Below are 14,543 nucleotides of genomic sequence, written 5' to 3' on the forward strand. Positions count from 1 at the left end.
TGCGATCGGATGCCCCAGCCGGGCCAGTCGTGGCGGGAACCCTAGTGGAGGCCGTCAGGCGAGCCAGGCCGAAGCGGGTCAGCACGCGGTGCACGGTGGAGGGCACCAGTCCGAGCAGGTGCGCGATGCGGGCAGGTCCCCACCGGCGTGCGAGGCGGACCTTGATGATCCGGCGTTCGGTACGGGTCGGGGTACGGCGCGGGCTGGTGTGAGGACGGGAGGAGCGGTCGGTCATGCCCGCCTCGCCGAAACGGCGATAGCGGGAGGCCCACCGCTGGGCCGTGGTCGGCGAGACCTGGAAGCGTTCGGCGGCCCGGCGCAGGGGCCAGTTGTCCTCGACGACGCAGCGGGCCAGGCGCAGGCGTCCGGTCTCGGTCAGGGGTGTATTGCGGTGGGGCACGAGGGCCTTTCAGTTGGTGTAGACGTCGCAATCCACACCGAACCGGAAGGCCCTCACCTGTTCAAGATCCCTCAACCGAGACCTGTATCACCCGTCCGCAACCTCCCGGGGCAGAACACCTAGGCCTGGGACTCGGGGAGTTCACATCCCTTGCGGCCCAGGTCGAGCTTGCTGCCGTCGACGACGCACGGCACGATCCCGTAGGTCTCCTGCGCGTAGTGCGTGCCCTGGCGGACGGTGATGCGCCCCTTGCGGTCGACCTCGCAGGGGTTGTTGAGCGTGCACTGCTCGCCGTCATCGTTACCGGTGTTGTTGACGGCGACCACGCGTCCGGTGTGGTCGTCGATCACCGGGGAGCCGGAGGTGCCACCGATGGTCTGGCACGCGGGCGTGTAGCGCACCGAGTCCTTCCAGGTCCACCAGTACTCCTTGAGCTGGTCCACGAACCCGTCGACGGAGCACTTGTACTGCTTCTTCCAGTACCCCGACGTCACGGTGATCTCGGTGTTCTTGCGCGGGTGGCGCGGGTCGAGCAGCAGCGGCCGTACGTGGTACTTGCTCTCGATCTCGGCGTAGGTGGTGGTCGTCCGGTACAGCGAGATGTCGGTGTCGGTCATCGTCGCGTACGAGATCTGGTCGGCCTGGAGCATGCCGAGCACCCCGGCGTCCTCGTCGAGGAGCTTGAACGTGCGGGTGGACGGCTGGTCCACGATGACCTGGCCGGCCTTCGGGAAGCCGCTCTCGATGCAGTGCCCGTTGGACAGCACGAGGGCGGGGTCGTCGGGCTGTGACTGCGGGGTGCGCACGACGGAGCCGGAACAGTTGCTGAGCGCGACAGTGCCGGCGAACGTGACGGGCGTGTCGTTCGGTCTCGCGCGGGTGCCGGCGTCCCCGCCCGCGGTCCCGGCGACGGCGGGTGCCGCGCCCGCGCCGACCAGGGCGAGCGCGAACGCCGCGCCGGTGAGCGCCTTGCCGATCCTCGGTGAGCGACGTGTCGTGCGTGTTATCGGTGCTGCAGGTGACATTGGGTGGAGCCCCCTTGCCGACGCCGGGTGTGACGTCTGTAGCCGATGGTTGACGTGCGCATTCTTCGGTGCCGACGGGCGGCGGGACAAGGGGTGGGATCACGTCCGTGTCCCGCCGCGGTCCGCGGGCGCGGCGGACGCGGGCACGGGCCGGGCCCGGTGCACAAGCGGACCCGAACTCGCACTCACGGTCCGCGACTTGCTGTTCCCCCAGGTCACGTCAGCTCCGGCGGGGTCGCCGGAGCGGCGGGCAGGGGGTGCGGTGGGCGGGGCTGGTACGGCAAGGTGGTCGGGGCGGCGTCCTAGCCGCCACCTCGGGGCCGCGCGGCGGATTCCGGCTGGCACGGGCCCCGAAGGACATCACTGTCCTCGACATCATGGAGGCGATCGAGGGCTCGGCTCCTCCCTTTATCGGTACAAAGATCCGGCAGCGCGGCGCCTGCGCCCTGCCCGTCGAGCGGTGTGACGGGCCGTGCGTTATCAGCAGGATGTACTGAGCCGAGCCGTCACCGCCCTCGGGCCTGCTGTTGCCGCACACCGCTCAGCCGGCACGTCGAGCTGCTGGCCGAAGCGGGCTTCGGCCATGCCAGCCCGGTCTGGCAGGTGGGCAACAGCTACGTCCTCGTCGCGATCCGGCAGTAGCGGCGGGACGCCGTCGGGGAGCGTGGGGGCAGCGCCGTACCCGGCGCTGCCCCCACCCTCCCCGCCCTCATGAAAAGTGCGGTACGTCCGTCAGCTCTCGGCATACCTGAGGTGGGGAGCGACGCTGCGCAGCTTCTCGCACGTCTCCTCGATCTCCCTTGCGGGAACGGACTGGCCGGTGACGCCGGCACCCGCACGGAGCCAGGCCTTGTCCGCCTCACCCAGCAGCGTGCGAAGAACCAGGGCCGCGTCCAGCGAACCGTCCGTACCTCCTCGGAAGACCGCTCCGCCGTACAAGCCCCGAGGCCTCTCCTCGTATCGCGCAAGCGCGCTCAGGGCAGCCCGCTTCCGTGAGCCCGTGGCGGTGATCGCGGGGAAGAGCGATGCTAAGGCGGCCCACGGTCCGGTGCCGGGCCGGAGCCGGCCCGTGACGCGGGAGGCGAGATGCTGCACCGAACCGCGCGGCTTGACCGCCATGAACTCCTCGACCACGACCGACCCGGGGCGGCAGACCGCACCCATCTCGTCACAGGCGAGGCGTACGGAGACGGCGTGCTCGTGGATCTCCTTCGGGTCCGTGAGCAGTTCCGCCCGCCGCCGGTCGTTCTCCACCGGGTCGGCCCCCAGTGCGCGGGTGCCCGCGAGCGGCTGCGTGCTGACCCGGCCGTCCTGCCGGACCTCCAGCACCGTTTCTGGACTGAATCCGGCCGCCCTGCGTCCGCCGAGGTCGATGAGGAAGGAGCGTGCGGGGGTGTTGGCCCGCCGGCCGGCGAGACAGGTCGCCGCGAAGTCGGCAACGGGCTCGGCGGGCAGCGGAACCGCACGCGAGACGACGGCTTTCTCCAACAGGCCCCGCCCGGACGGGCGTAGGTGTCACCGCACCGCAGGTGGGCCAGAGCGAGCAGGGCCTGACGTGCGGCGGGAAGGCGTCGCCACCGCGTCCCGATCTTCTGCCGCCTGGCTGTCAGAGGGTTTGCTCCGGCATCGGGGTGAGGCCCGCATAGATGAACGGCCACCGGCTGATCTTTCAAGTCGACCAGGTCTTTGAAGGAGATCAGCATGATGACCGCACCTGACAGTGTGCCCCTGCACGCCCTCGGGAAGACAACCTCGCGGCGGCGAATCCCGATCTGCTGCGCGCGATGGTCAAGACGTTCGCAGACGCGCTCATGTCCGCCAAGGCCGACGCTCGCTCCGGGACCACGTGGGTGACCAGGATGGACGGGCGCAGGACGTGACGGGCTGGTGGTTACGGGCCTGCGGCGAGCGCGGGCGGGGCCGGACTGCGGGTGTGTCGGCCGCCGTAGGCCTCGCATCCGCCCGGCTCACCGCGGGAACGGGGGCACCGGGGTCAGCCGGACTTCTTGGTGATCACGAAGCGGTCGATGACCAGATGGTCGATCTCCGTGGCGAGGAGGCACTCCAGAGCGTCGCGCGGCGAGCAGACGATGGGCTCACCGGCCACGTTGAAGGACGTGTTGAGGAGGCAGGGCACGCCGGACCGGTCTGTGAAAGCGCGCAGAAGGCGGGCCAGGACCGGGTTCTGGCAGTCGTCGACGGTCTGCACGCGCGCGGTGCCGTCGACGTGGCAGGCTCCGGGTATCCGCTCGCGGTACTCCTCGCGGACCGGGAAGACGAACGTCATGTACGGCGATGAGGTCTTCTTGCCCAAGTCGAACACCCGGGGCGCTTCGGACTCGAGGACGACCGGGGCGAAGGGGCGGAAGGGCTCGCGGTGCTTGACCCGGACGTTGATGATGTCCTTGATCTCGGGGAAGGCCGGGTTGGCAAGGATGCTGCGGTTGCCCAGAGCGCGCGGCCCGTACTCGGTGCGCCCCTGGAACCAGGCCACGACGTTCTTCTCCGACAGCAGCCGCGCCGTGCGCTCGGTGACCGCCTCGATGTCGGCCTCCTCCTGCCACTCGACGCGGTCGGCGTACTCCTCCAGTGCCTCCAGGATGTGCGGCTCGTCGTAGGAGGGCCCGAGGTAGGGAGTGGTGGCGGCGTCGGTGGGTCGGTTTCTGAGCCCGGCCGTGTACACGGCCGCGCCGATGGCGACCCCCGGGTCGCTCGCGCCGAAGCTGACCTCCATGCCGGTGAACGACGAGCGTTCCAGCATCTTGGTGTTGGCCACGCAGTTCAATGCGAGACCGCCCTCGAAGAGGAGTGTGTCCAGACCGGAGACGGCCGTCAGCGCCCGCACTTGGTGGGCAGTGACGGCCTCCACCATGTGCTGGGCCATGGCGGCGACCTTCACCCGGAAGTCGAACTCCTCGCGCTTCTCGCTGTCTCCGTCGAACAGCTCGTCGAACAGCGCGTAGTACGCCGTCACGCCCCTGGGGATGGAAATGGTGTACGTGCCGTTCTCGTGGAGCCGTACGCAACGCTCCAGCAGGGGGTTGCGACGTGGCGACGGACCGTAGGCGGCCAGGCCCATCACCTTGTACTCGTCGTTGTTGGGCACGAAGCCGAGGTAGCGGGTGATCCGTCCGTAGGCCACGCCGAGCGAACTGGTCATCGGGATGGTGCTGTCGTCGAAGAGGCGCACCACGCCGTCGCGCACTTCGCCCATCACCGAGGACAGGGTCTCGGCCCGTCCGTCGCTCACCAGGAACGCCGCGTCCCCGCCCCCGGCCAGATAGGCGCCGCACGTCAGATGGGCCAGATGATGGGGCACCAGGACCAGCTTGTTGGGGTCGAGCTCGTGGCCGGTGCGCTGGACGAAGTCGTCGTGGATCGCCTCACGGCTGACCATGTCGGTGTAGAACTCGCCGGCGCGCCGCAGGACGTCGAACTTCTCGGCGGGCGACTGACCGCCCGAGGCGACCTGGGCGATCATCTCGTCGGCCACCTCGGGCGAGAAGCGCCAGGGGAATGCGACCACGTCCACCTGGTCGAGGGGGACGCCGGCGAAGTCCAGGCACCACTGGATCGCGTGGGTGGGGAAGTCGGAGGTCTTCTTGACGCGGCTGAGCCGTTCCTCCTCGACGGCGGCGACCAGTTCGCCGTCGACCACGAGGGCCGCCGACGCGTCGTGGCCCAGGAGCAGGTTGCGGGCGACGCCGGTCGCCCCGAACAGACGCCCGAAGATCTCGGCGCCCCTCGTGAATCCGTTGTATCCGAGCACGATCACGGTGGTTCGGCCTCCCTGGCGAAGATGGTTGCGGCACGGCCCCACGGCCGCCGTCACGGGTCCTGCGGAAGGTCGATCGGCTCGTTCGGGCCGTCCTTGGACTCGATGGCCAGGAAGGACAGCACCTCGTCACCGATGTTCTTCAGGTCGTGCAGGTGATGTCCGCCGTCGGCGACGGTGAAGGACCTCGTCTGTCCGCGCGCATAGGAGATCTCCCGGCTGGTGCCGTCGCTCATGTGCTGGCGGGCGCGACCGTCGGTGAGGGCGATCCAGTGGTAGTCGAGGACATGACGGTGGACGGGGAGGCGCTCGCCCGGCTCGAGGCGCGTCTCCCAGACGCGCAGGCTCTCGGTGTCGAACAGCAGGGTGCCGCCGACGCGGCCGTTGTGCTCGTTGGCGGCGAAGTCCGCGTACAGCGGCGGGCTCCAGCGGTCGTAGTTCTCGGCGACGACCTCGCTGGTCAGCGGGCGGTCGTGCACCGGGTGGTGGTCGGTCTGGGGGCGGTTACCCACGGGCCGGTCCTTTCGGTCTCGGGAGTGGCGCGACGGTCGGCCAGCGGTCACCGCACACGGGACAAGGCGTCGAGCAGGGTGTCGCCGGCCCGCTCGTCGGCGATGGAGACGCGGCAGGTGTCGGGGACCAGCCGGGCGGTGTCGGCAACCATGATCCCGGCGCCGCGCAGCTGCTCCATGACGCGTTCGTGCTTGTGCGTGCGGACCAGGAGGAAGTTGGCCTCGGAGGGGAACACCCGCTCCACGGCCGGGTGCTGGGCGAGCGCACGGGCCATCCGGTCCCGCTCCGACAGAATGCGCCGGACGCTGTCCAGCACCCGCGCGGAGTCGGTGAGCCGGTCGCGTACCGCCCACTGCGAGGCGTTGGTGAACCCGAAGGGCACCTGGACCCGGCGCAGGGCGTCGACGAGCCCCGGCTGTGCCAGAGCGACACCGCAGCGGGCCCCGGCCAGCCCCCACGCCTTGGAGAGCGTCCTGAGCACCATGAGGTTGTCGTGCCGGGCGATGAGCGGGGCGTACGAGTGCCCCGCGCTGAACTCCACATACGCCTCGTCGATCACGACCAGGCCCCGGCTGCGGGTGACCAGTTCGAGCACCTGCTCCGGGTCGAGCCTGGTGCCGACCGGATTGTTGGGGTCGCACAAGAACGTCACGCGCGGGTCGGCCGCCAGGATCCGTTCGACGTCCAGCCGCGCCAGGTCGTCGCCGAGCAGCGGCGCCTCGACGACGGGCAGCCGCAGCACGCGTGCGAAGTGCGCGTACAGCTCGAAGGTCGGAGGGGTGACGCAGACCGCCTCGCCCGGTGAGGCCAGCGCGGCGAGCAGCAGCATGACGGCGTCGACGGCCCCGCTGGTGAACAGGGCGCACTCCGCGCCGAGTTTACCGAGGCCCTCGTGTCCGGGCAGCCGTCCGACGGTCGTCAGATACGTACGGGCCAACTCGGCCGTGTCGAGTTCGGGGTAGCGTCCGTCCGCCCCGAGGAACGGGTTGGTGTTGCCGGAGAGGTCGAGCAGGTCGAACTTGGGCCGACCGCGGAAGCGTGCCGGGCCCGGAACCGGTACCGCGGCGACCGGTTCGGTAGCGAAGGCCGACACCTCGATTTCCGTGGGCTTTTCAGGCTCGGCGTCCACGCCGGGGGCGAGCAGCCAGTGGTCGAGGGGGACGAACTGGTCGGCGCCCAGGGCCCGCGTCCGCTCGGCGTCGCCGGGCCCCAGGTGGACCCACTCCAGGCCGGTGCGTCGGGCGTGCAGATACAGCTCGTACAGGGATGCCTCGTACAGGGCCTGCCGCACGGCCGGAGCGTCTGGTGCCAGGGCCTGGGTGAGGCTGTAGATCCCGCGCCCGTTGTGCGAGCGGATGAGGAGCCCGGCCTGTACGACGTCGCAGCCACGGCGGCGTACGAGCAGGTCGGTGCGGTCCGCCAGGGTCCCCTGGGCCAGGGCGTCGAGCGCCTCGGCGCTCCAGAGCGCGCCACGCCCGCCCTCTTGCTGATGGAGGGCGGCGAACGCCTCGCGCACCGCGGGCTGCCGAGGCAGGTCGCCGAGCCGGCTCAGCTCCCAGCTCAGCTCCCGGTGCTCGTCGTGGCGGGCGCGCAGTTCGCCGAGCCGCTGCTCGCCGACCCGGCCGCGCAGCACGTCGGCCACCTCGCCGGGCAGCCGTACGAGCCCCTCGCTTCCCGCAGCGGCGGCGACGAACCCGGCCGCGCGCAGCGGCCCGGTGTCGTCGGTGCGGCGCACGTACGGCACGAGAATCTGTTCCAGCCCCAACTTCTCTGCCTGCCGGAGGAGTTCGTCCACCGCAAGCAGGCCGACGGGACTGCTCGGGCCCTGGGGGACTCCCCCGATCAAGGTGGGGCGCTGCGGGTCAGACACCTCGGCCCGCGTGAACCGCTCGTGGTGCAGACCGAGTCGGCCCGGCGTGCCGACCGGCCGGCCCGACTCCAGCGCGGCGCACAGTACGCGCCGCAGCTCGGTGACATCCGATTCCCTACGCATCGCTGCCCTCCACTCCCTCGGAGGCGCCGGACGTCTCGCCCTCGTCGGCGGCGAGGTGCGCCTCGATGCGGTCGCGGTACTCCTCGAACATTTCGGACAGCGTGCGAGCGATGCCCGGCCGCCAGTCGACGGTGCAGTCGCCGATGAGGTCGCGGCGGACGCGGTGGTCGAAAATCGCCGTCTCGCGGCTGGGCGACTCGCGGTCGAGCCGGGCCGGGACGCCGGTGAGAGCGGACATGTACCCGATGAGGTCGGTCATGCCGACTTCTTCGTCTCCGCCCCAGTTGACCACCTGAGCAGGCGTGCGGGCGGCCGCCCACAGCAGCGGCACCTGACGGACGACGTCATCAGTGTGGAGCAGGTTGCAGTAGTTCTGACCCTCGCGCGGCACCGCGCAGGCCCGGCCGCTACGCAGCTGCTCGAAGAGGATCACCGGCACGCCGCCATGCCCGTACGGGCCGTAGGCGATGTTCAGCCGGGCGATGACCGTCGGCAGTCGCAGACTCTCGGCGAGGCCCCGGGCCACGCCCTCGGCCGTGATCTTGGCGACGGGGTACGTGGGCAGCCATGGGACCGCGCCGCCGAGCGGGTCGCTCTCCCGGTAGCGGTGGGTCGCGTCGGCCCGGTTGTAGACGACTCCGGAGGACACGTAGAGGAAGGCCTCGGCGCCGGCGCAGTGCGTCATCAGGCGCGCGGTACTCACCGCGTTGACGCGGGCGGTGTCCTCGAAGTCGTGGCCGTCGCCCCGGTGGACGGCCGAGTGCAGCACATGGGTGAAGTCCTCCGGCAGTCCGTCGAGTTCGTCGGTGGCCATGTCCCAGACGACGGTACGGGCGCCGGCGGTCTCCAGCGCCTTGCGGGCCTCGGCATCGCCGAACCGGCCGAGACACCACACCTCGTTGCTGGCGGCGAGCGCCTCGGCCACGGGTCGCGCGACCTGTCCGGTGGCGCCGGTGACGAGAATCTTCTTGCCTTGCATGGTCAGTCGCTCCCGGTCGTGTCGGAGGGGGCCCGGCAGGTCATCGGTCCAGCGCGCGGGTCAGTTCCCTGCGCAGGATCGCCTGGAAGCTCTGGACGTGCTGGGGGCTCATCAGCGTGTAGTGCTCCCCGTCCACCTCGATGTAGCTGTTCGTCTCGCGGGTGAACTCGTCCCAGTCGCGCAGTTGACCGTTCAGCCACTCCTGCTTGGTGCCCTTGAGCGGGGTGCAGTAGAAGACTCGCACCCGTTCGACCGTGCCGGACGGCTGGTAGTCGCGTCCCAGGTGCACCATGCTCTGCGCCAGGTTCACCCAGGCGCCGAACCGTTCGACGTTCAGGTCGAGTTCGGCCAGCCGCCTGGGCGGGGCGTGCTCGACGAGGTGGGCGAGCTGGTCCGCCTCGGGCAACAAACGCAGGGCAGTGGTCAGTTCGGGGATATCGGCGGGGTTGATGAGTTCGAGGAACAGTGCCAGGTTGATGGCGCCGTCGGAGAAGGTGATCTCGTTCATCCGCTCGGAGATGCGCGGGGGAAGGTTGAAGATGCCGACGAAGTCGACCCTTTCCCCGTCGGCCTCCAGACGCTTGGCGATCTCGAACGCCACGGCTCCGCCGTAGGAGTAGCCCGCCACGGCGTACGGGCCGCTCGGGCGGGTCCGGCGGATCGCCGCGACATACGCGCCGACCATCTCGTCGAAGGAGGCGAAGTGCGACTCCCCCTGCCCGAAGCCCCGGGCCCGCAGCGCGTAGAACGGCCGCTCCCCGGTGAAGTACTTGGCGAGGTTGACGAAGACCAGTACCTCGCCGAGGCCCGGATGGACGCAGAACAGCGGGGTCCCCTCGCCGGTGACCTGGAGCGGCACCAGCGGGTCGTAGGCGGCGTCGCCGTCCGCGCCGGGCGCCGAGGCCAGGCGGGCCGTCAGCGCCCGCACGCTCGGGGCCTGCAGGAGCGTCGCCATGGGGAGGTCGTCGAGGCCGAAGGCGGTCTGGACGCGGAGTTTGAGCCGCAGGACGTCGAGCGAGGTGCCGCCCAGGTCGAAGAAGCTCGCGGTGACCGGGACCCGCTCGACGTTCAGCACCTCGGCGAACACCTGTGCCAGGGTGGTCTCCGCCTCGTCCGCCGGCTCCACGTGGCCGCCGAGAAAGCGGCCGGTCACCTCCTGGGCGCGCCGGGCCGCCGCGTCCAGCGCCCCGGACTCGACGGCCGTGCGCAGCCGGGACCGCTGGGCCTTGCCGAGGTTGCCGCGCGGGATCTGCGTCTCGGCGACGGGCAGGATCAGCTGCGGACGGAATCCCCAGTGCATCACCGTGGAGCTGCGTACCGCGACGAGCGTGCGGTAGAGGGTCGTCTCGTCGCTTGGGTCGCCGGCCGGCACGAAGGCGACAGCGAGCTGTTCGGAGTCGGCGCCTTCGGGTCGGATCGGGAAGGCGTTGACCTGTCCGCGCCGGACGCCGTCAAGTTCATCGAGGACCGCTTCCAGCTCGTGGCTGTAGTAGTTGACCCCGTTGACGATGACGGAGTCCTTGGTGCGGCCGATGAGGGTCAGCCGCCCGTCGGCGTCGAGCCGGCCCAGGTCGCCGGTGCGGAACCAGCCGTCGTCGGTGAATGCCTCGGCGGTGGCCGCGGGGTTGCCGAAGTACCCGCCGGTCACCATGGTTCCGCGCAGCTGCACCTCGCCGGACACCGCCGAGGCGGGACGGTCGCTTGAGGAGAGCACCGTGCCGGTGCCGTCGGCGATCCGGATGCGCAGCCCCTCGACCGGGTGGCCCAGCGGCGGGAACTCCTCGCCGAGGTCGCGGTCGGTGAACTCGCGGTTGAACACACTGCCCGCGCAGGTCTCGGTCATCCCGAACGCGGGCACCACCACGTCGGGGCGCAGTCCGTAGGGGGCCAGGGCGTCCAGGAACGACCGCACGGTGGCGGTCACGGTCGCCTCGCCGCCGGAGATGATGTACCGGATCCGCGAGAGATCGACGCCGGACAGAGTCCCGGCCGTCCGCGCGAGGGCCTGGTTGATCTGACCGAAGAGGAAGTTGGGGGTGAACGTCACCCGCACCTGATGCGTCGTCAGGAGTCTGAGCAATCCAACCGGTTCGGCCAGCACGGTGGCCGGGGTGATGATGACCTGGTTCGCACCGTTGCGCATCGGCAGCAGGTGCGCCTCGATGGCCGCGATGTGGTCAGCGGAGATCCAGTTCATCATGGTGTCGGCGGGCCCCAGGTCCAGCGCCCCCGACTTCCCGGCCTGCGCCGCGAGAAGGTTGGCGTGGGTGAGCCGGACCGCCTTGCTCGATCCGGTCGACCCGGAGGTGAGCATCAGCAGGGCGAGGTCGTCCGGGGCGGCCGCGTGGATGTGCTCGGGCTCGGCCGGGGCGGCGTCCAGCTCCTCCGCGGCTACCGTGGTCAGCCCGACGTCGGGCAGATCGTCGTATGCCTTCGGTACGACGACCAGCGGGTCGCCGAGGAGGCCGCGCAGGTGCTCCAGCTGCGGGCGCAGGCGGGAGGGATCGGCGGGCGGGGCGATCGGGCAGGGCACGGCGCCCGCGTGCAGGCAGCCCCAGAAGACGCGGAAGAAGCTCTCGGGGTCGCCAGCCGCGACCAGGACGCGGTCCCCCGGTGCGGTGCCCCGGCTGCGCAGGCCCTGGGCGATTCTCAGGGCGCCTTCGCGCAGGTCGGCGTAGGAGACGAACGGACCGTCGACAAAGGTGACGCCGCGTGTGGTGTCCTGTGCGGCGCGTTCGAGCAGATGCGGAAGCGTCGTGACGCTTGTGGCGTGACGTATGTCCGACATGGCGGTGAAGACCCCCGATCGAGGTGGGACTGAACTGGGTGGATCAGCGCGCACGTACTGGCGGAGGGGTGGGTGGTATCCGCGAGCGGTGAGGCCCGGTGAGTCCGGGGCGGGGCGGTGCCCGCCGCGGGCGGTGCGCGGCACGCGGTCGCGGCCGGTTCAGGTCGGCGGGTGGCGGTCCGCGTGCGGACAATGCGCCGGTGGGAGTCGCTGCGGCGCTGGAATATGGGCCTGTTCGCGCCGGGGCCCTACGTCCCGCCAGTCTCGTTGAACCGGACGATCTCTGCGATCGTGCGGCTCAGCCGCCGGTCGTCCGGGTCGGAGACGATCGCCTCGCCGACGCGGCCGTAGGGGCCGGGTGGCGTGTCCGGTGAGGAGGAATAAGTGAGCTTGTCGAAGTTGAAGGTACGCGCGAAGTCCTCGCGCGTCAGGCTGCCGTGGTCGGGGCGCCGCAGCAGGAGATAGCCGTGGAAGCGCTCCGGCGGGCGGACCGCCGGGGGGAGGGAGACGCTCAGTCCGAGCGCCAGGCTGATCTCGGCGTCCATGAGGTCGACTCCGTAGGTGAGCTGGACCAGTTGAGGGGAGAGCGCGCCCGGCAGGCGGATGGCGCATTCGCCGAAGGTCAGCCCGTCCTGTTCGACGTACGCCTCCAGATGGAACACGCAGTCCGGTGCCTCCAGGGTCTTGAGCACCCGTTTGGTGAGGTCCTCTGCCTGTTCGAACAGGTCGGGGTGCAGCCGCTCGTCGAGCAGATGGGCCGCGAGGACGCGACCGTGCACGGCGCTCAGCGGCGAGCTGTGATAGCGCGTCAGGGAACGCCAGTGCAGGTCGCCGCCCTGCCAGATGCCGTCCATGTAGATCTCGGGGGCATCGACGAACGACTCCGCGACCACGTCGACGTCCGACTCGCCTGGGAACGGCTCCAGGACGCGGTGGTACTCCTCGGCAGAGCGGACTACCTCGGTGCGCAGCGAGCCCGCGCCGATGGCTGGTTTGACGACGAACGGTTTCCCCAGTTCCTCGGCGAGTTCCGCGTAGGGCGTGGTCCGGGACGCATAACGGGCCCGTGCGCGCCGCACCTCCGGCGGGAGCTGGCTCTTCTGCAGGTACTTGTCCCGGAAGAAGAGAACTCCCTGGGAATCCGAGTTTCCGGGAAGATTCAACTGCTGGCGCAAATAGGCCGCCGTGAAGACTCCGAACTCATGGACGCTGATGACGCCGGCCAGGTCGCGGAGACCGGCGGAGAGCACCGCCCGGAAGACTTCCTGCGCATTCTCCATGTCCGCGACGCAGCGATAGTTCTTCCTGTCCTGTAAGTGTAAGGGTGCCGGCACGATGTAAAAGGGTTCCAGACCCCGGCACCGCAGGGCTTGATCGAGATCTTCCCGGTATCCGACAACGACTATCGTGGGCATGCGCCGTCTCCAGAGTCACCACTGCCGAAATGACGAATTACTGTCGTGTTACATCGCGATGAGTGGCGGGATCCACCCCCTGGCATCCGATGCGCCATTACACAGCCACATGGCCGCGGATCGTGCGATATGGGCCACAATGAGAGTTCTTGCAATTACTTACTTCGCGAACTGCTGTTTCCGCGTGCCGGAAGATATTCGCCGAGCCGGTGTTGCGACGCCCTGTACTTGCAGCGGCCAATGACCCGTAGGGCACCGGCGTACGATGCGCCGCGCCCGGGGCCGGATCCGGCCGGGCCGCCGTCATGCGAGCGACAAGCCGCTGCGGGCGCCGCCTGTCTCGTTGAAGCATGCAATCTCGTCGATCGTGTACCTGAGCCTCGACTCGTCCGCGTCGGACACGACGGCGTGACCGACGCGGCCGTAAGGACCGACCGGCGCGTCGGGAGCGGACGGGTAGTGCAGCTCGTCGAAAGAGAAGGCACGCTCGAAGTCCTGCTGCGTCAGCGTGCCGTCGCGCGGGTGACGCAGGAGCAGATATCCGTGGAAGCGGTCCGGTGCCCGGTGGCCGTACGGCGGCTCGGGCGCTTCCCCGAGGGCGAGGGCGATCTCGATGTCGAGGAGGTCGACGCCGTAGGTCAGTTGATTGACCCGGGGCGACAGGGCTCCCGGCAGCCGGACGGCGCATTCGCCGAACGTCAGCCCGCCGGGCTGATGGAACGCCTCCATATGGAAGACACAGTCGGGCGCCTCCAGGGTGGCGAGCACCCGGCGGGCCATGGCCTCCGCCTGTTCGAAGAGGTCCGGACATCGTTGTCGGTCGAGCACATGCGCGGCCAGAACGCCGCCCTGTACCGCGCTGAGCGGGGAGATGTGATTGCTGCTCAGAGACGACCACTGGAGCGCGCCGTGCTTCCAGATGCCGTCGAGGTAGACCTCGGGCGCGTCGACGAACGACTCGGCGACGACCTCGACGTCCGAGCGCCCGGAGAACGGCTCAAGCGCCCGGGTGTACTCCTCGGGCGAGCTGACGACACTGGTGCGCAGGGCGCCCGCCCCGGTGGCCGGCTTGACGACGAAAGGGGTGCCCAGCTCGGCGGCCGACTCCTCGTAGGGCGTGCCCACGGGCAGATACCGGCACCGTGCGCGCCGCACCTCCGGCGGCAGCAGACTCTTCTGGAGGTACTTGTCCCGGAAGTTGAGGACCTTACGTGAATCCGCGTTCCCCGGAAGGTTCAATTGCCCACGCAGGCAGGCCGCCGTGAATACACCCATCTCATGGACGCTGAGCACTCCTGCCAGATCGCCCGCCTGAGCGGAGAGCACCGAGCGGAGAACTTCCTGGACGTTCTCCATGTCGGCGACGCGGCGAAATGTCACCTTCTCCGGCGAGATGACCGGAGTCGGAACGATGTAGAAGGGATCTACACCCCGACGCCGTAACGCCTCGTCGAGATCATCCCGATATCCAATAACCACCATCGTGGGCATGCGTCGTCTCCAGTGTTACGACTTGCCGAGTTAGGGAGAAGTTATTGCGATTTCATCGTGACGCAGCCGGATCTTTCCCGGCACCGGTGAATCATTGCACAGACCCAGTCGATCACACCTTGTGATATGAATCACAGGAGAATCGTGAATGCCCACAACAGGAA

The 14,543-nt window shown here is 69.6% G+C and carries 9 protein-coding genes and 2 pseudogenes; 1 reads left to right on the plus strand and 10 read right to left on the minus strand.

Annotated features, from left to right (window positions below; translation table 11 throughout):
* Nucleotides 1-55: 55 nt before the first annotated feature.
* Together ACFVV1_RS25475 and ACFVV1_RS25480 are read right to left on the minus strand one after the other, a co-directional pair.
* Nucleotides 56-400: pseudogene (locus tag ACFVV1_RS25475) on the minus strand (helix-turn-helix domain-containing protein); the annotation flags it as partial.
* Between the two features lie 119 nt (nt 401-519).
* On the minus strand, nt 520-1,377 hold the full coding sequence (locus ACFVV1_RS25480) for a serine protease (RefSeq protein ID WP_389993406.1): 858 nt from the start codon (nt 1,375-1,377) through the stop codon (nt 520-522).
* 305 nt (nt 1,378-1,682) lie between these two features.
* Here ACFVV1_RS25480 and ACFVV1_RS25485 point away from each other — a divergent pair, with 305 nt between their 5' ends.
* Nucleotides 1,683-1,922 (plus strand): Rrf2 family transcriptional regulator, encoded by a 240-nt coding sequence (locus ACFVV1_RS25485; RefSeq protein WP_389993331.1) that lies wholly within the window; start codon nt 1,683-1,685, stop codon nt 1,920-1,922.
* A 235-nt stretch (nt 1,923-2,157) separates the two neighbouring features.
* Here ACFVV1_RS25485 and ACFVV1_RS25490 read toward each other — a convergent pair.
* The 8 genes and pseudogenes from ACFVV1_RS25490 to ACFVV1_RS25525 all read right to left on the minus strand — a co-directional run.
* Nucleotides 2,158-2,919, minus strand: a pseudogene (locus tag ACFVV1_RS25490) (salicylate synthase); the annotation flags it as partial.
* Between the two features lie 499 nt (nt 2,920-3,418).
* Nucleotides 3,419-5,200: a carbamoyltransferase gene (locus ACFVV1_RS25495; RefSeq protein ID WP_389993334.1), complete on the minus strand. Its 1,782-nt coding sequence runs from the start codon at nt 5,198-5,200 to the stop codon at nt 3,419-3,421.
* A 53-nt stretch (nt 5,201-5,253) separates the two neighbouring features.
* Nucleotides 5,254-5,712 (minus strand): hypothetical protein, encoded by a 459-nt coding sequence (locus ACFVV1_RS25500; protein WP_389993337.1) that lies wholly within the window; start codon nt 5,710-5,712, stop codon nt 5,254-5,256.
* A 47-nt stretch (nt 5,713-5,759) separates the two neighbouring features.
* Entirely contained in the window at nt 5,760-7,706 is a 1,947-nt protein-coding gene (locus ACFVV1_RS25505; protein WP_389993340.1) for a pyridoxal phosphate-dependent aminotransferase, read from the minus strand.
* Nucleotides 7,699-8,685, minus strand: coding sequence for an NAD-dependent epimerase/dehydratase family protein (locus tag ACFVV1_RS25510; protein ID WP_389993343.1), 987 nt, complete (start codon nt 8,683-8,685; stop codon nt 7,699-7,701). Before ACFVV1_RS25510 ends, ACFVV1_RS25505 begins: the two co-directional genes overlap by 8 nt.
* Before the next feature lie 40 nt (nt 8,686-8,725).
* Complete coding sequence (locus ACFVV1_RS25515; protein WP_389993346.1) at nt 8,726-11,473, minus strand: alpha/beta fold hydrolase; 2,748 nt, start codon at nt 11,471-11,473, stop codon at nt 8,726-8,728.
* Nucleotides 11,474-11,721: 248 nt separating this feature from the next.
* Nucleotides 11,722-12,753 carry an acetyl-CoA carboxylase biotin carboxylase subunit family protein gene (locus tag ACFVV1_RS25520; RefSeq protein WP_389993348.1) on the minus strand — a complete coding sequence of 344 codons (1,032 nt, stop codon included), beginning with the start codon at nt 12,751-12,753 and terminating at the stop codon, nt 11,722-11,724.
* 438 nt (nt 12,754-13,191) lie between these two features.
* Nucleotides 13,192-14,379 (minus strand): acetyl-CoA carboxylase biotin carboxylase subunit family protein, encoded by a 1,188-nt coding sequence (locus ACFVV1_RS25525; RefSeq protein ID WP_389993351.1) that lies wholly within the window; start codon nt 14,377-14,379, stop codon nt 13,192-13,194.
* Between the last annotated feature and the right edge of the window lie 164 nt (nt 14,380-14,543).

This window comes from Streptomyces sp. NPDC058092, from assembly GCF_042884935.1.
GTDB lineage: Bacteria > Actinomycetota > Actinomycetes > Streptomycetales > Streptomycetaceae > Streptomyces.

What these genes read in the sequence shown, in the direction of transcription:
- ACFVV1_RS25525 (WP_389993351.1), bottom strand. Translation starts at nt 14,379, where the DNA reads ATGCCCACGATGGTGGTTATTGGATATCGGGATGATCTCGACGAGGCG.
- ACFVV1_RS25505 (WP_389993340.1), bottom strand. Translation starts at nt 7,706, where the DNA reads ATGCGTAGGGAATCGGATGTCACCGAGCTGCGGCGCGTACTGTGCGCC.
- ACFVV1_RS25510 (WP_389993343.1), bottom strand. Translation starts at nt 8,685, where the DNA reads ATGCAAGGCAAGAAGATTCTCGTCACCGGCGCCACCGGACAGGTCGCG.
- ACFVV1_RS25515 (WP_389993346.1), bottom strand. Translation starts at nt 11,473, where the DNA reads ATGTCGGACATACGTCACGCCACAAGCGTCACGACGCTTCCGCATCTG.
- ACFVV1_RS25520 (WP_389993348.1), bottom strand. Translation starts at nt 12,753, where the DNA reads ATGGAGAATGCGCAGGAAGTCTTCCGGGCGGTGCTCTCCGCCGGTCTC.